Source organism: Fibrobacter sp. UWR3, assembly GCF_900143055.1.
Classification (GTDB): Bacteria; Fibrobacterota; Fibrobacteria; order Fibrobacterales; family Fibrobacteraceae; genus Fibrobacter.
Genome location: NZ_FRCW01000005.1, coordinates 279,919 through 294,205 on the forward strand (window position 1 = coordinate 279,919; position 14,287 = coordinate 294,205).

The 14,287-nt window shown below is 55.9% G+C and carries 12 protein-coding genes; 5 read left to right on the forward strand and 7 right to left on the reverse strand.

What is annotated here, in order from left to right; translation table 11 throughout:
* Positions 1–66: 66 nt before the first annotated feature.
* From fabZ to BUA44_RS08810, 4 genes are all read right to left on the reverse strand, one after another.
* Complete coding sequence (fabZ, locus tag BUA44_RS08795; RefSeq protein WP_072810928.1) at positions 67–513, reverse strand: 3-hydroxyacyl-ACP dehydratase FabZ; 447 nt, start codon at positions 511–513, stop codon at positions 67–69.
* Positions 510–1,241: an SDR family NAD(P)-dependent oxidoreductase gene (locus BUA44_RS08800; protein ID WP_072810930.1), complete on the reverse strand. Its 732-nt coding sequence runs from the start codon at positions 1,239–1,241 to the stop codon at positions 510–512. Before BUA44_RS08800 ends, fabZ begins: the two co-directional genes overlap by 4 nt.
* Positions 1,242–1,257: 16 nt before the next feature.
* Positions 1,258–3,666: a beta-ketoacyl-[acyl-carrier-protein] synthase family protein gene (locus BUA44_RS08805; RefSeq protein WP_255370500.1), complete on the reverse strand. Its 2,409-nt coding sequence runs from the start codon at positions 3,664–3,666 to the stop codon at positions 1,258–1,260.
* A gap of 122 nt (positions 3,667–3,788) precedes the next feature.
* Positions 3,789–4,034 carry an acyl carrier protein gene (locus BUA44_RS08810; protein ID WP_072810935.1) on the reverse strand — a complete coding sequence of 82 codons (246 nt, stop codon included), beginning with the start codon at positions 4,032–4,034 and terminating at the stop codon, positions 3,789–3,791.
* A gap of 229 nt (positions 4,035–4,263) precedes the next feature.
* Between BUA44_RS08810 and BUA44_RS08815 the strand changes: the two genes are divergently transcribed.
* Positions 4,264–5,808, forward strand: a complete 1,545-nt coding sequence (locus tag BUA44_RS08815) for an acyl-CoA carboxylase subunit beta (protein WP_072810937.1) — start codon at positions 4,264–4,266, stop codon at positions 5,806–5,808.
* A gap of 156 nt (positions 5,809–5,964) precedes the next feature.
* On the opposite strand, the gene BUA44_RS08820 is transcribed toward BUA44_RS08815, so the two are convergent.
* The 3 genes from BUA44_RS08820 to BUA44_RS08830 form a co-directional block, all read right to left on the reverse strand.
* A complete protein-coding gene (locus tag BUA44_RS08820) occupies positions 5,965–7,530 on the reverse strand; it encodes a peptide chain release factor 3 (RefSeq protein WP_072810939.1) in 1,566 nt (521 codons plus the stop codon).
* A 291-nt stretch (positions 7,531–7,821) separates the two neighbouring features.
* Positions 7,822–8,634 (reverse strand): hypothetical protein, encoded by an 813-nt coding sequence (locus tag BUA44_RS08825; RefSeq protein ID WP_255370501.1) that lies wholly within the window; start codon positions 8,632–8,634, stop codon positions 7,822–7,824.
* Positions 8,631–9,383 carry a YkgJ family cysteine cluster protein gene (locus BUA44_RS08830; RefSeq protein ID WP_072810941.1) on the reverse strand — a complete coding sequence of 251 codons (753 nt, stop codon included), beginning with the start codon at positions 9,381–9,383 and terminating at the stop codon, positions 8,631–8,633. Before BUA44_RS08830 ends, BUA44_RS08825 begins: the two co-directional genes overlap by 4 nt.
* 156 nt (positions 9,384–9,539) lie before the next feature.
* Here BUA44_RS08830 and BUA44_RS08835 point away from each other — a divergent pair, with 156 nt between their 5' ends.
* From BUA44_RS08835 to BUA44_RS08850, 4 genes are read left to right on the forward strand one after another with little or no spacing between them, the layout of a single operon-like run.
* A complete protein-coding gene (locus BUA44_RS08835) occupies positions 9,540–10,826 on the forward strand; it encodes a tetratricopeptide repeat protein (RefSeq protein WP_143151924.1) in 1,287 nt (428 codons plus the stop codon).
* Positions 10,826–12,079 (forward strand): hypothetical protein, encoded by a 1,254-nt coding sequence (locus tag BUA44_RS08840; protein WP_072810946.1) that lies wholly within the window; start codon positions 10,826–10,828, stop codon positions 12,077–12,079. Before BUA44_RS08835 ends, BUA44_RS08840 begins: the two co-directional genes overlap by 1 nt.
* Positions 12,080–12,100: 21 nt before the next feature.
* Complete coding sequence (locus BUA44_RS08845; RefSeq protein ID WP_143151925.1) at positions 12,101–12,961, forward strand: hypothetical protein; 861 nt, start codon at positions 12,101–12,103, stop codon at positions 12,959–12,961.
* Positions 12,958–14,271, forward strand: a complete 1,314-nt coding sequence (locus BUA44_RS08850; protein ID WP_143151926.1) for a hypothetical protein — start codon at positions 12,958–12,960, stop codon at positions 14,269–14,271. Before BUA44_RS08845 ends, BUA44_RS08850 begins: the two co-directional genes overlap by 4 nt.
* The last annotated feature ends 16 nt before the right edge of the window (positions 14,272–14,287 follow it).

Sequence of the window (14,287 nt, forward strand, 5' to 3'; positions counted from 1 at the left end):
TTTCACTTTATTTACAGATCCTTCGACTACGGGCTTCGCCCTGCGCTCAGGATGACAGCGGGAATACTATTTCCCCAAAGATTCCTTGGGAATGCTCGTAAACGTCAGCGCACCCTTCGCGTGCACGTTGCCGTTCACCTTCACGATGCAGTCAAAACCAACGAGAACGCCACCGCCCTTCGTCTTGTTCACGGTAATTTCGAGCTGGTCGCCGGGAATTACCGGCTTCACGAACTTGAACCCGTCAATCTTCAAAAGCACGTAGAGGTTCTTTTCCAAATCCTCTGCGGGCTTCTCGATAACGAGGGAGCAGAGCTGCGCGCAACTTTCCACGATAAGCACGCCCGGCATAATGGGCGTCTGCGGGAAGTGACCCGTAAAGTACGGTTCGTTCACGCTCACATTCTTAATGCCCACGGCAGATTCATTCGGCACGAGTTCCGAGACCTTCTCGATCATCTGGAACGGCGGGCGCTGTGCAATCTTTTCGCTGATTTCAAAAATGTTCATCATAGAGAAAGGCCTCCATCGAGCACGAACACCTGGCCCGTCACGTAGGCGAACTGGTCAGACGCGAGCGCAGACACGATGTTCGCGACTTCGTCTGCGGTACCGAAGCGCTTGAGAGGAATCTTTTCCACATAGCCCTTGCGGGTCTCTTCGGGGATAGCCTCAATCATCTCGGTCGCGATAAAGCCGGGAGCCACGGCATTCACGCGGATACCGAAACCGCCGAGTTCCTTCGCGAGGGTCTGCGTGAGGGAGTTCACCGCACCCTTCGTGGCGCTATAGACAGCCTGACCGGCGAGCGCGAACTTGGAGGAGACGGAGCTCATGTTGATAATCACACCGGACTTCTGCTTGTACATCTTCACCGCAACCTGCTGGGCGCAGTAGAAGTAGCCCTTCACGTTCAGGTCGAAGCACTTGTCGAGCGTTTCGGGGTTCATCATCATCAGGTATTCGTCGCGCACGATGCCCGCATTGTTCACGAGCACGTCGATGCGGCCGTAGGCCTTGAACACCTCGCGCACCATGACCTTCACCTGCGAGAGGTCGGCCACGTTCGCCTTGTAAATCATGCCATCACCACCCTCGGCCTTAATCTGGTCGAGCGTCTGCTGCGCGGCCTCGTCGGAACTGGAGTAGTTCACCACGACCGTGTAGCCATCACGGGCAAGGCGCAAGGCACAAGCCTTGCCGATTCCCTTCGATGCACCTGTAACGAGAGCAACTTTCATTTTTGAGCCTCCCTATTTAAGGATTTTTTCCAAACACGACTGCGCTGTAAGAGCCACCCGCCGCAAAAGAGATGATTAGAATTTTCTTGAGGTTCGTCGCATCGGCAGACTTGCTTGTCACGGAACCATCGCCCGCAATAAAAAAGGCGTTGTCGCAAGCAAGTTCGCCGTTCAACAGGAGCGCAGCTTCTGCGGCGGCGAGCGCGGCAGACCCCGCACGGCCTTCGCCGACACGTTCCTTGACCTCGAACAGCGGCATCGTAGCGAGCTTGTCGCCGAACACGCGCTTGAGGGCACCCTTCTCGATATCGTCGATACGCTTGCAGCCGTTCGCGAATCCGCAAACCGCATCGATATCGGCGGCAGAGAGGCCCGCATCGGCCAGGGCGTCGTTGATAGCCTTGTCGAGCGCCTCGTCAGAACCAGCGAGCTTGCCGAACTTCACGTTCTTGCGGCCATGGCCAAACCCGAGCGCATAGCAATAGACCTTCGCACCGCGGGCCTTCGCGTAATCCTCTTCCTCGAGCATTATCGACACAGAGCCGTCGCCCACCACGAAGCCTTCGTTTTCGGCAAAGGGTGCGACCACATCGCCTGCGGCAACACCGAGCTTCTGGGCGAATTCGGTAATAATCGGCAGGTTCTCGTCGGTACCGGTCGCCATCATCGCCTTTTCCTGGCCGTCGTGGATGACGTTCATGGAGTAACCGATGCTGTCGAGACCGGAAAGCGGGCCCGTCGTAATCGTGACACCGTAGCCCTTGATGCCGGAGCAAATCGAGAGGTAACCACCGGCGGCGTTGTAAACCGTGTGCGGGAACTTGAACGCGGAACCGCCCGCGTTGCCCGCCTCGGCAATCAGTTCCTCGAAATCGTAGGTAGCACCGAGACCGCCCTCGCTGGTCCCCACGATAATGCCGATATCCTTCGCGTTGTCGTCGGTCACCTGGAATGCGGAATCCTGCAGAGCGCGCATGCCCGAAACCGTCTGGAGCTGGCCCAGGTTATCGAGCTTGCGGTAGAACGCCATCTTGATGCCAAGTTCCTTGTAATCCTCGAGCGCGATGGTCGAATGCACCGAAGCGCTCTCGGGCTTCTTGCCCGCCTTTACGGCATCCAGGTAGGCAGCCTTGCTGTTGCCGAGCGGAGACACGATTCCAAGACCGGTCACCGCAATTTTCTTCGCCTTGGCGGACTGGGCGGAAACTTCGCCCGGCACCTTCGAGAACACGATGGCGGCGTTCGTGCCGCCGAATGCCACGTTGTTGCTCAACACGCACTTGAGTTCCTTGTGGCGGGCCTTGTTCTGCACAAAGTCGAGAGCGCCCACCTTCTCCTTGAGGGCGGCGGACTGTTCCTCGGTATAGGGGAACGTCGGGAGCACCGTATCGGTCGTAAGCGCCTTGATGCTGAAAACCGCCTCGATGGCACCCGCGGCGCCCAGGCAGTGGCCCGTCATCACCTTCGTGGAACTCACGCTCACGTTCGCATTGTCTTCGCCAAAGAAATTCTTGAAAGCCGTAATTTCAGCATTGTCGTTCTTGCCCGTGCCGGTACCGTGAGCGTTCACGTAACCGATATCGGACTTGTCGATGCCGGAGTTCTTGACGGCGCGGTTGATGGCCTCCATCAGGCACACGCCATCTTCGCGCGGGGCAGTAATGTGGTTCGCGTCGCTCGTGACGCCGGAGCCGAGCACTTCGCAATAAGTCTTCGCGCTGCGCTTCTGGGCATGTTCGTAGGATTCCACGATGACGATACCCGCACCTTCACCGAGCGTGATGCCGTTACAACGGTTAAACGGGGAGCAGCCGTTCTCGTCGAGTGCATGAAGCGAAAGGAAGCCGGAATACGGCACGGAAGCGAAGGAATCCGCACCGCCCGCAATCACCACGTCGGCCTTGCCCGCGCGGATGAGGTCGCAGGCGACCGCGATAGAAATCGTACCCGCCGCACACGCATTCGCCACGTTCGTCACGATGCCGCCCGCGCCACAGGTTTCTGCCACCTGGCTTGCAATGGATGCAATCGGCATCTTCGCAATTTCTGCGGCATCGCGCCCGTGCTGGTGATACTGTTCAATGGAAAGCACGCCACCCACGCAACTGCCGATAACTACGCTCACGCGCTGGTCGTCACCAAAATTAGAAAGCCCCGCATCGGCGAGGGCCTCGTTCGCGGCCTTGATGCAGAGCTTCGAGACGCGGTCCTTCTCTTCGGGGGCGTCAATCTGGTCGAGCGTGTCACACTTGACTTCGGCAGCCAAGTCCGCGTAGCAGTTCTTTGTATCTAGGGAAGTCGTCTTGTGGATTCCCGAAACGGATTCTAAAGCACTCTTCCAGGTTTCTTCGACATTGTTACCGACGGCGCAAATTACGCCCAGGCCAGTAACTACACAGCGACGTTCATCAGGTGTCATATCCATTCCAAAAAAAAACAGGTTAGTGGTTGCCACGTCACCTTTAATATCTACGCAAGCGCTGGTGATCCCATCGCCTACGGCTCCAGGATAACAGCACCGAAGAATGCGCTTGATAGGGCGACGAATTAAGCCTTGTGGCTTTCGATGTAAGCGGCGATGGTATCGATGCTCTGGAAGTTTTCCTTCGCGACACCGGTCATGGACACGCCGAAGTTGGAATCCACGAAGGAAATGATTTCGAGGGAATCGACGGAATCGAGACCGATTTCTTCGCCAAAGAGCGGGGTGTCGAACTGGAGAACGTCGCCATCTACGCCGAGATCGGACATAAAGAAGGCCTTGAGCTTGCTTTTCATTTCTTCGTTTGCCATTGTTTCCTCTCTAAAAAAAGATGAATTTTCCGCACAAAGATAGAAAAAAAATGCCTTTTACTCAAAAAATCAAGAAAATTTCGGATAAAAAGCAAAATACATAGATTAAAGGAAAGTCCCCATACGCATGTTTACGACTTATTTTTATGAAACATTGATATAAGTTTGAATAATGCAAAATTTTTTCTACATTTTCGCTCGAAATAATCAAAAAAAGGACAAAATAACCATGTGGGATAAGTCTTATCTCGAGAAACTCAACGAATACAAGGAAAAATCCATTGCGGGCGGCGGAGCCGCACGTGTCGAAAAGCAGCACTCGCAAGGCAAGCTTACCGCCCGCGAACGCCTCGAAATTCTCTTTGACAAGGGCACGTTCCGCGAAATCGGCGCCCTCCGCGTTTCTACGAGCCTCGATTTGCCCGAATCCAAGCGCATTTTTGGCGACGGCGTCGTGACCGGCTACGGCAAGGTGAACGGCAGGACCGTCTACGTGGCATCGCAGGACTTCACCGTTAGCGGCGGCTCCCTCGGGTCTGCCCACGCGAAGAAGATTTGCCAGGCGATGGACCTCGCTCTCGAATCCATGTCCCCGTTCGTGTGCATCAACGACGGCGGTGGCGCCCGCATCGAAGAAGGCGTGAATTCCCTCGACGGCTACAGCGGCATCTTTACCCGCAACACGCTCGCCTCGGGCATCATCCCGCAGATTTCCGTAATCCTCGGACCCTGTGCCGGTGGCGCCTGCTACTCCCCCGCCATTACCGACTTTATCTTCATGACCGAAAAGACGAGCCAGATGTTCATCACGGGCCCGGGCGTCGTGAAGGCTGTGACCGCAGAGACGGTCTCCCCCGAAGGCCTCGGCGGTGCAGGCGTGCACTCCACCAAGTCCGGTGTTTCGCACTTTGTATGTAAGGACGACAAGGAAACCCTCGAAGCCGTGCGCAACCTGCTCAGCTACCTGCCGCAGTCGAACCTCGAGAAGCCTCCCGTCGCCGAAAAGTCGAAGGCCGTCGACAAGTCGAAGGAAATCGAGGAAATCGTCCCCGACAACTTCAAGAAGGGCTACGATGTTCGCGAAGTCATCGCGACTTTCGCCGACAAGGAAAGCTTCCTTGAAATCCAGAAGGACTTCGCCCGCAACGTGGTCATCGGTTTCGCCCGTATGGACGGTAACGTCGTGGGCATCGTCGCGAACCAGCCGAACTTCATCGCAGGTTCGCTCGACGTGGATGCTAGCGACAAGGCAAGCCGTTTCGTGCGCTTCTGCGACTGCTTCAACATTCCTATCCTCACGCTGGAAGACGTTCCGGGCTACATGCCGGGCACCAAGCAGGAACACAACGGCATCATCCGTCACGGCGCAAAGCTCTTGTATGCCTACGCCGAAGCGACCGTGCCTAAGGTGACGCTTATCCTCCGCAAGGCATACGGTGGCGCCTATATCGCCATGAACAGCAAGAACCTCGGCGCCGACTACGTGTTCGCACTCCCGATTGCACAGCTCGCCGTGATGGGCGCTGAAGGTGCCGTCGACATCCTTCATAGGAAGGAAATCGCCGCCTCCGCCACCCCGCAGGAAACGCGCAAGCAGCTCATTGCCGAATACGAGGCGAAGTACCTCAACCCGTATATCGCCGCGAAGAACGGCTACATCGACGAGGTGATTTCGCCCGCGAACGTGCGCGACCGCCTGGCCACCGCCTTCGACTACCTCAAGAACAAGAAGAAGGCAAGGCTCTGGAGGAAGCACGGGAACATCCCGCTGTAGATTCTATCGCGTGGCCATGCCACGCTCCAGAATGACAGCAAGATAGTCGCTCCTGAATGACAAATAGCCCCGCGAAAGCGGGGCCATTTTTTTTGCAAAAAGAGCAATGCTTATATGCAAATGGAGCGATGCGCCACCTTGCTCTTAAGGACTTGTCTAGCCCTGAGATGTTTCCGCGAACTTGAGGTTCTCGTAGTTCTTCATCGCGAGGTTCAGGCGGTACTCGTTCGGGAAAAGGCACACGAGGTTTCGTTCCTTGTCCATCATGCAGTCCATCGCGTATTCCTCGGCGAACTTGCCCATGTCCTTCTCGGGGCCAGACACCCAGCGGATTCCGTGGGCAGGAACGCGGTCCAGCGAAACATCGGCGCCGTATTCGCTCTGCAGGCGGAACTTGAGCACGTCGAACTGCAACTCGCCCACCACGCCAATCACAGGTATTGCGGACTTGAGCGGTTCATAGAGCTGGGTAGCACCTTCTTCGCTGAGTTCTGCAAGGCCCTTCGCCATCTGCTTACTCTTAAGCGGGTTCAGAAGCGTCACACGGGCAAAGTGTTCCGGAGCGAAGTCCGGAATGCCCGTGAAGTTCATCTTCTCGCCATCAGTCAGCGTATCGCCGATGCGGAAAAGTCCCGGGTCATTGATACCCACGATGTCGCCCGCCCAGGCGTGGTCAATGACTTCCTTGTCCTTCGCAAGGAACGCCGTCGGAGCGGCCAGGCGAATTTCGCGGCCCGTGCGCACGTGGTAAACCTTCTCGCCACGGGTAAAGCTGCCCGAGCAGATGCGCAGGAACGCCGTGCGGTCACGGTGCTTGGGGTCCATGTTGGCCTGAATCTTGAACACGAACGCGCTGAAGGCATCTTCGTCGGGATTCACCGGACGCTTGTCGGTCTCGCGCACCATCGGGGGCGGCGCAAGCTTGGCAAATGCGTTCAAGAGCTGACGCACGCCGAAGTTGTTCACCGCAGAACCGAAGAACACGGGGCACATCTCCCCCTTCAGGAACTTCTCGTGGTCAAACGGGTCCATACCACCGGTGACCATTTCGTATTCTTCCTTGAACTGTTCCACCCAGTTCTCGCCGCACATTTCCACAAGGCGCGGGTCATCCGGACCTTCCATCTGGATGATTTCCTGGTGGCCTTCTTCCTTGTTGAAGGTATGGAACGTATTCTCAGCGATGGAATACACGCCCTTGAAAAGCTTACCCACGCCAATCGGGAGCGTAAACGGGGCCGTCTTGATGTGGAGCACGTTTTCAATCTGGTCGAGCAAGTCGAGCACATGGCGGCCATCGAGGTCCATCTTGTTGATGAACGTGATAATCGGGGTGTGGCGCATGCGGCACACGTCCATGAGCTTTATAGTCTGCTTTTCCACGCCGTTCACGCTATCGATAAGCACGAGGGCAGCATCCACGGCAGTCAGGGCGCGGTAGGTATCTTCACAGAAGTCCTGGTGCCCCGGGGTATCGACGAGGTTGAACATGCAACCTTCGAACGGGAAATTCAAAACGGAAGAGGAAACCGAAATACCGCGCTGCTGCTCAATCTTCATCCAGTCACTCACGGTGTAGCTGCGGTTCGCCTTCGCGCGCACGTGGCCCGCCTCGCGGATGACGTTCCCGTACCACAGGAACTTCTCGGTAATGGTGGTCTTACCCGCGTCAGGGTGACTTACAATGGCGAAAGTGCGGCGTTTCTCGATTTCAGCGTTCATAAAGAATCTCGTTTTTTACGCCGCCAAAGATAGAAAAAATGTGAAGTGTGAAGTGTGAAGTGTGAAATTAATCATCACACATTACACACCCCACATTACTCATCCGTGAGCCACAAGCTCCATGCGTTAAGCTGGAGCGGTGGCGAGAGCACGGGCAAACCGGAGGTTTCAATACCCGAACTTAGCCCGTGCGGTCACCTGTGAGCCACAAGCTCCATGCGTTAAGCTGGAGCGGTGGCGAGAGCGAGTGAGAAACCGGAGGTTTTATCACCCGAAACGACGAACGAGCGGTCACAACTCTTTGTGCCGGTGCATGGCGCGAATGTTTTTCGGGAGCACTTCCTTGTGCCAGCGAATCCACTCGTCGTAGTATATGTACTGGCGTTCGCGCTGCCTAAAAATTCTTCCGTGAACCACGCGACGCCCGTTCTTTTCTTCCACCGGGATAACAATATGCAGGCATTCGTGATAGACCACACCCGCCACTGCATACAACGGGCAGTTCGCCGCATCGTAGCCCCTGCTGATGCTAATCAGGTGGAACTCCTCGCCCGTTATCGGGTCCTTGCGCAGGGAATGGAAACTGAGGCCCCCCACACGGTTGCTCCAGGTAATGCGACACTTGAGCAGCTCGTCGAAATACGTATGGTTTATCGCTTCCAGAACCTGATTGAGGTCGAAGTAACGCCCCCTGGGGTTAATGGGCGGGAGCCTTCCCGTACTTTCGAGCGGAGCCTTCCCCTTGTCTACAAGCACCTGGTCCACCGCTTCCCAGAAGCGCGTCACCAAATCCTTGATAATAGCCTTGTTCTTCTGCGTCTTGCGGCGTATCGCATGCTCTGCCCATTCTGCGGCAAGCTCGCGCGCATCAGCAAACTCAGGCGTTTCCATGTACGAAGGGAGCAATACCTCGGGGTGGCCGAACAGGAAGTTCGCCTTGCACCGGATGCTCCTTTTCAAACGTGAATTGTACTTGAAGTGCACGAGCCCGTTCGCAGAGCACTTCGACTTGCGGATAGGCGGCGCAGGAGCGATATCCGGAGCGGGAGCCCCGAACAAGTCCATCTGCCCGAACAGGTCGAGCTGTCCGTTCTCTTCTATCACCCGAGCACTCCTTCATACGCATTCAAGGACAGGAGCCCCCCGAAATAGCTTTCCGGGAGTTCCAGCCCCGCATAGTGTTCCGAGAGGTCCACCAGCGACTGTTCGATGTTGTCGGGCAAGTAGACGATGTAGCTTTCGTTCCTTTCCGTCTGCAAGTGTTCCGGAGTGCAATAGCACGGGTCCGTCTGGCTAAAGTACATACGGCACGAAACCGGGCGCGAAGCATACACGCCGCAGTCGCCCTTCCTGTCCGAAAACGGGCACGGGCGCCACTGTTCAAAATAATCGTGCAGGGCGTGGTCTTCCGCATCGTCCTCGGAACCAATCGTTTCAAGCCGATTTTCAAACAAACTATTAAACAGGTCGGAACGAGACTGACACATTTCCATTACAGAAATAAAGTCTTCGCGTTCGCGCAGTTCCGTGTAGAGCGAAATCAGTTCAAACGGTTCTACCGACATGGGGTAATGATGGCAGCAGTTGCCGCACGCGGGCCTGCACTGGATAGGCTTTTCCTGTTGCGGGAGAACCGCCTTCAGGTAAAGGTCGTAGGCCCTGTGGTACTCCCCTGCAAACGAGATAATGTTCGGCAGTTCGTCTTTTAAGTTGTCTGGACCGATGGCGTACGTCCGGCCAAATTTTGCAGCGACCTTGTCGAGACGGTCGATTTCTGAGCCCAAAAGGGAGCCCATCCGCATCTCGGCGATCTTGTAGGAGCGCGTGGGTAAATAGTCTCTGCAAAGTTCCATTGAGCACAAATATATCTACTATGAGCCCTTTTTGGCAATTTTTTACCGAAAAAAGCGAATTTACTACCAAAAAAAGCCACCCCAAGACACCCCCGCGTTTTTTTTCGAACAAAGAAAGTTATTTTTTGCTTATTGAATTCCCTAGGGAACCGCTCTATGAAACGTATTAAAAAACTTTGTCTGTACGCGGCCATCGCACTCTCGACAGGGATTGTTGGCTGCAACCTGTTCAATCCGACTGAATCGGCGAACATCGACTCGACCGACACGGATGCACTGACCTACGAAGGCTACATCCATTTCCGCAATGCGGAGTACACCCTCGCCAGGGAATACTTCGAGCGCACGCTTGCCGTGGACTCCACCATCTCCGAGGCGTGGTACGGACTTGCAAAGAGCGTCCTGAACCAGCAGAAGCTGAACGTGTTCGAAATGCTCAAGTACGCAAACAGCAAGGACGGTCAAAGTGCGTTCATGACCATGGACGATTCCACCGCCAACCACTACAAGTCCGGTATCGATTCCGTGATGAAGGTCCTTATCCCGTTTATCGAGAGGGATACCACGGGCCGTACCGACGGCAAGGTGACGTTCAAGACCATCTCGGCCAGCTACACGGTACTCCACCTCACCAAGGCGGCCCTTTTGCTCAGGAGCAACGCTCAGGACCTGACCAAGCTGTTCAGTGTTTCCGGAACGTCAATCAACGTGGACTGGGCCTCCCTGAAGGATGTCGGCGAGAAGTCTGTTGAACTGTTCGAGACCCTCGGCGACATCGGCGGCGCCATCAAGGCCGACCCGACCATCGCGACCGAGGTCATCCGCTCTTACGTACCCGAAGCGGCCCTCCTCAGCGACAGCGGCCTTACCGTCGCTACCGAGGCAATGGCTAGCTACATGGTCACGGCAAGCGAAGCCGTTACGAGCAACGAGGACGCCATTCTTGCTTACACGAGCATCGGCGACATGATTGACAGTGACGGCGACGGCTGCATCGACGAAGAAATTACGGACGGCTTCGACAACGACGGCGACGGCCTGGTTGACGAAGACATGCGCACCAACAAGGCTCTCGTTTACGAAACGGACTTCTTGCACCACAAGCCCGGCCAGGTGGCATCCATCAAGACCGGCGAAGGCTACGAATACGTGGATATCGACGGGAACGGCACCCCCAACGACGATGCCGAAAGGACGTTCTTCAACCCGAGCTCCAACGACCGCGATGCCGTGGGCGACCATAGGATAGCCGCATTCGTCACCGGGTTTACCTGGAGTGCATCGGGCGACCAGCTCAAGCATGCCATGGCCCTCGCCGCAAAGGATACCGACGTAAGCAACATCCAGTATCCTCTCCAGTGGCGCAAGGAAAACATCGGCGGATGCTGGAACAATTATACGGAGGAGGCCTTCCTCAAGTGGTTTGAAGGGAGGAACAAGTAATGAAACGAGTTATTGCAACACTTCTTTCCCTCGGACTGGGAGCGGCGGTCTTTGCCGCAAAAGCACCGACCCACCATTCGCTCCGCGGCGAATCCATGGGTAACGCCCACGTGGCAGTGGTCGACGACAAGGAAGCCATCTATTATAACTACGCAGGCTTGAGCCAGATCAACCGCCTCGGTAACTACGACAAGCGCCCCGAACAGGGCTACTACCCGCGCAACTTCCTCGGTGATGCCCGCTTGAACATCGGCGGCGCGGGCCCGTTCGAGACCTACTTCTCCACCTACAACGTGGCGAAGGACCTCCAGAAGCTCTACCAGAACGTGAGCGATGCAGCAGCGGAAACCGGCATAGCCCAGAACACGCTCCTCATGGACACGCTCTCTAGCCACCCCGAGCTCATCCACAAGATTAACTCCTACGACCACAAGTACCTCACCATGAAGGTCAAGTTCGACGCGGAACTCGCCATCCACGGGTTCGGCGGTGCAGTCTGGGTCGACGGTAGTGTTGCCCCGTACCTGGACGGCGGCCTTATCCTCCCCTTCCTCGGCGTTGACACGTTCTACGTGGACGGCGTGGTGCAAGGCGGTTTCGCCTACGGGTTTACAGACAAGTTCTCCGTCGGTATCGGCGCGAAGGCTGCAAAGCGCCACAAGGTGGAAGTCATTACGATTGACATTCTCAACTACGGCTCCCTGCAGGACACCCTCGAAGACCGCTACGACGACGCAACCCACAACATCTTTGACTTCAGCTCGATTTCTTTCGGTCTCGATTTCGGCGTGCTCTACCAGCTGACACGTGAATTCCGCGTGGGAGCATCGCTGCGCGACGTGTACTTCAAGGAACTCGCCGGCGACAAGATTACCCCGAACCTGAGCGTGGGCTTCAACTACAGCCCGAGATTCTTCAACAAGAACACGGCCTATGCCCGCAAGTTCAACTTCGCCTGCGACTTCGTAGATGCGATAAACGCCGACAAGAACTACAAGGCGCTATCACACCTGAACTTCGGCCTGGAAGTGGAACAGACGCTCCTTGCCTGGCCCGGCTACAACAACGAGCTCCGCGCACTGAGCCTGCGACTTGCCGGCGGTTTCAAGGGCGGTTACCCTTCTGCGGGCGTGAGCCTCGAACTGTTGCGCGTCGTGACCCTCGAATTCGCGACCTGGGCAGAGGAACTCGGTTACTACACCGGCCAGGACGAAGAACGTATCTACATGGGCCAGATTAGCCTCGGATTCTAACCCCCGAGCTACATCGTGAGAGTGCTTAGGTCAATACGTATTGCGCTATTGCTTGCCGCAAGCGTTTTTGCCGACGACCTGATAATGGCGCCGCTATTTACCCCGCAGGCACTAATCGCAAAGCAAATCGCTCCGGGAACATCGAAGATTTTCTCCATCTCGAGCACGTTCGGCGGTTGCGACTCCTGCAACGTGAGCGGCAGGACCGTGCAGAATACAGACCCGCCGGTACTTGTCGACGACGACATTTCGGGCAGTTCGTATTTCCGCATGGATATAACGCCCGTGAGCTACACGTGGCCCTCGACGGCAAATCCCGAAGGGGCGGAAAACTGGTCCGGGCATACCTTCGGGGGCGGATTTTTCCTGAACTTCCACTACGCCCTCCCCATCGAAGCGGGCGTTGCGCCTTCTGTTGTACAATGGTTTGGCCCCATCTACGTGGGCGCGTCTTACGAACTTTCTTTCGGGCGGTATTACGGCAAGGATAGCGACGGCGATACCGACTTCGACAAGACTAGGCACCTGTTTACCGGAGCCGCCAATTTCGGTGCGGGTTCGATGACGTTCATGAAATTCCACGGGCTCGGATTCGGCCTACACGGCGGCCTGCGACAGTTCCACATCGTGAGTGCGGGTTGTTCCGACTCCGAATCAGACGTTGTCGGCGCGTCCGAATGCACCGCCGATGGCAAGCAGTACCACATCCAGGACTGGGTGTTCTATTACGGGATTGACTTTATCGGGTACACGAGCCTCCCCCTGCTGAAGGAGACAAACGGCAAGGGACACGCGGCATACTCCTTCACAATCGAGTCGGGCATTCGCACTGATGACCAGCGCCTGATGTACTGGGCACTGCAATGGAGCATTATGCTATGATGTACCGACTGCTCACATTGCTTGCCGTAGTCTCGCTCCTTTCGGGTTGCAGTTCCATAATGCGTCCGCCTCCGGCCGCAGCCTTCATGGACACCTACAAGAGCGAAAAGTCGCTCAACATGGTTGGCGCATCGGGCTATGGCGGCGATATGCAGAACCGGAAAGAAGATATCGACAGTTACCACCAAATTAGCGAAGAGGAATGGTGGGTCGACGGACATTTCGCGCGATTCCTCAACGGAGGCTATTTTACGCTCGGGCTCGGCATGCAGAGCTTGACCGCCTTCATGCAGGGAGGTTTCGTTTCTCCCTACTTCGGGTTTAACGCGTGGAGCAACATGAATGCGCTGTTCATCCCGATGATAAAGGACGAAGACCGCGGATTCTGGAGCCACTATTCCGGCGGCGCGATGACGATCGAGCAGATTCCCGTAACGCAGAAATGGGCACTCGGCCTTACGCAGCACATATCGCGCAACGGCCGCGAAATATACAAGGTCACCACCGACAATGACGGCGGCGCACCCGCTTTTGACAAGCCCCGTCCCAAGTTCTACAAGGAAATGGGCGCAGGTCTCTACGGGCGATACAAGGGCGAAAAAGCAGCTTTCTCGCTCGAATTCCGCTACGGCCGCGACATCGATAACGACAACAACCGCTTTGCGCTCACCCTGAGTGTCTGGGGCTTCAGCAAGCCGTTCTTCTCGCCTCACGACTACATGAGAACGCAAGCCGAAGCGTATAACGAAAAGAGCGAAGGCATAAAGATTGGTTCTGTTTCCGATACCGTCGTCTACAATGTGAAGACAATGGATTCCGTCTACAAGTCACCTTCAAGACTCATGCACAAGATACCCAACCGCTGGTTCAGTGTCCTGGATACCTCGAAGGTCATCTCCAAGGTTTACCCGCTTTCGCCCATCGAGCACAGCATCTATTCCAACGGGATATGCTACGACGAATACGAACGTGAAGTTTGGCTCAGAAAAGACACAGACAACACCATTTTCGCAACCCCGATAGACAACATCGACTACTGCGAAGAGGCCGTGTTGAAATTCCCGTGGTCAACCGTGATTTTCGAAGGCCTGCTGTTTGGCGGGGCGTCCGGCTTGCTGCTCCACAGTTTCGACGCGTTCCTTATCGGCGACCTCGTCGGCTCTACCGCATTCTGGGCTATTTTCAAGGCGGCAGACGTGAAGGTTCCGAAAAATCTCAAGGGTATATGCAAGTTGCAGCATTCCCCCGAAGAACTGGAAGAGTGGCTAAAGCAATACCCCTGCTACGATTCAAACGACAACGAATTCTAGGGCATTTCCCCAAACG

What these genes read in the sequence shown, in the direction of transcription:
- fabZ (WP_072810928.1), bottom strand. Translation starts at nt 513, where the DNA reads ATGATGAACATTTTTGAAATCAGCGAAAAGATTGCACAGCGCCCGCCG.
- BUA44_RS08800 (WP_072810930.1), bottom strand. Translation starts at nt 1,241, where the DNA reads ATGAAAGTTGCTCTCGTTACAGGTGCATCGAAGGGAATCGGCAAGGCT.
- BUA44_RS08805 (WP_255370500.1), bottom strand. Translation starts at nt 3,666, where the DNA reads ATGGATATGACACCTGATGAACGTCGCTGTGTAGTTACTGGCCTGGGC.
- BUA44_RS08810 (WP_072810935.1), bottom strand. Translation starts at nt 4,034, where the DNA reads ATGGCAAACGAAGAAATGAAAAGCAAGCTCAAGGCCTTCTTTATGTCC.
- BUA44_RS08815 (WP_072810937.1), top strand. Translation starts at nt 4,264, where the DNA reads ATGTGGGATAAGTCTTATCTCGAGAAACTCAACGAATACAAGGAAAAA.
- BUA44_RS08820 (WP_072810939.1), bottom strand. Translation starts at nt 7,530, where the DNA reads ATGAACGCTGAAATCGAGAAACGCCGCACTTTCGCCATTGTAAGTCAC.
- BUA44_RS08830 (WP_072810941.1), bottom strand. Translation starts at nt 9,383, where the DNA reads ATGGAACTTTGCAGAGACTATTTACCCACGCGCTCCTACAAGATCGCC.
- BUA44_RS08835 (WP_143151924.1), top strand. Translation starts at nt 9,540, where the DNA reads ATGAAACGTATTAAAAAACTTTGTCTGTACGCGGCCATCGCACTCTCG.
- BUA44_RS08840 (WP_072810946.1), top strand. Translation starts at nt 10,826, where the DNA reads ATGAAACGAGTTATTGCAACACTTCTTTCCCTCGGACTGGGAGCGGCG.
- BUA44_RS08850 (WP_143151926.1), top strand. Translation starts at nt 12,958, where the DNA reads ATGATGTACCGACTGCTCACATTGCTTGCCGTAGTCTCGCTCCTTTCG.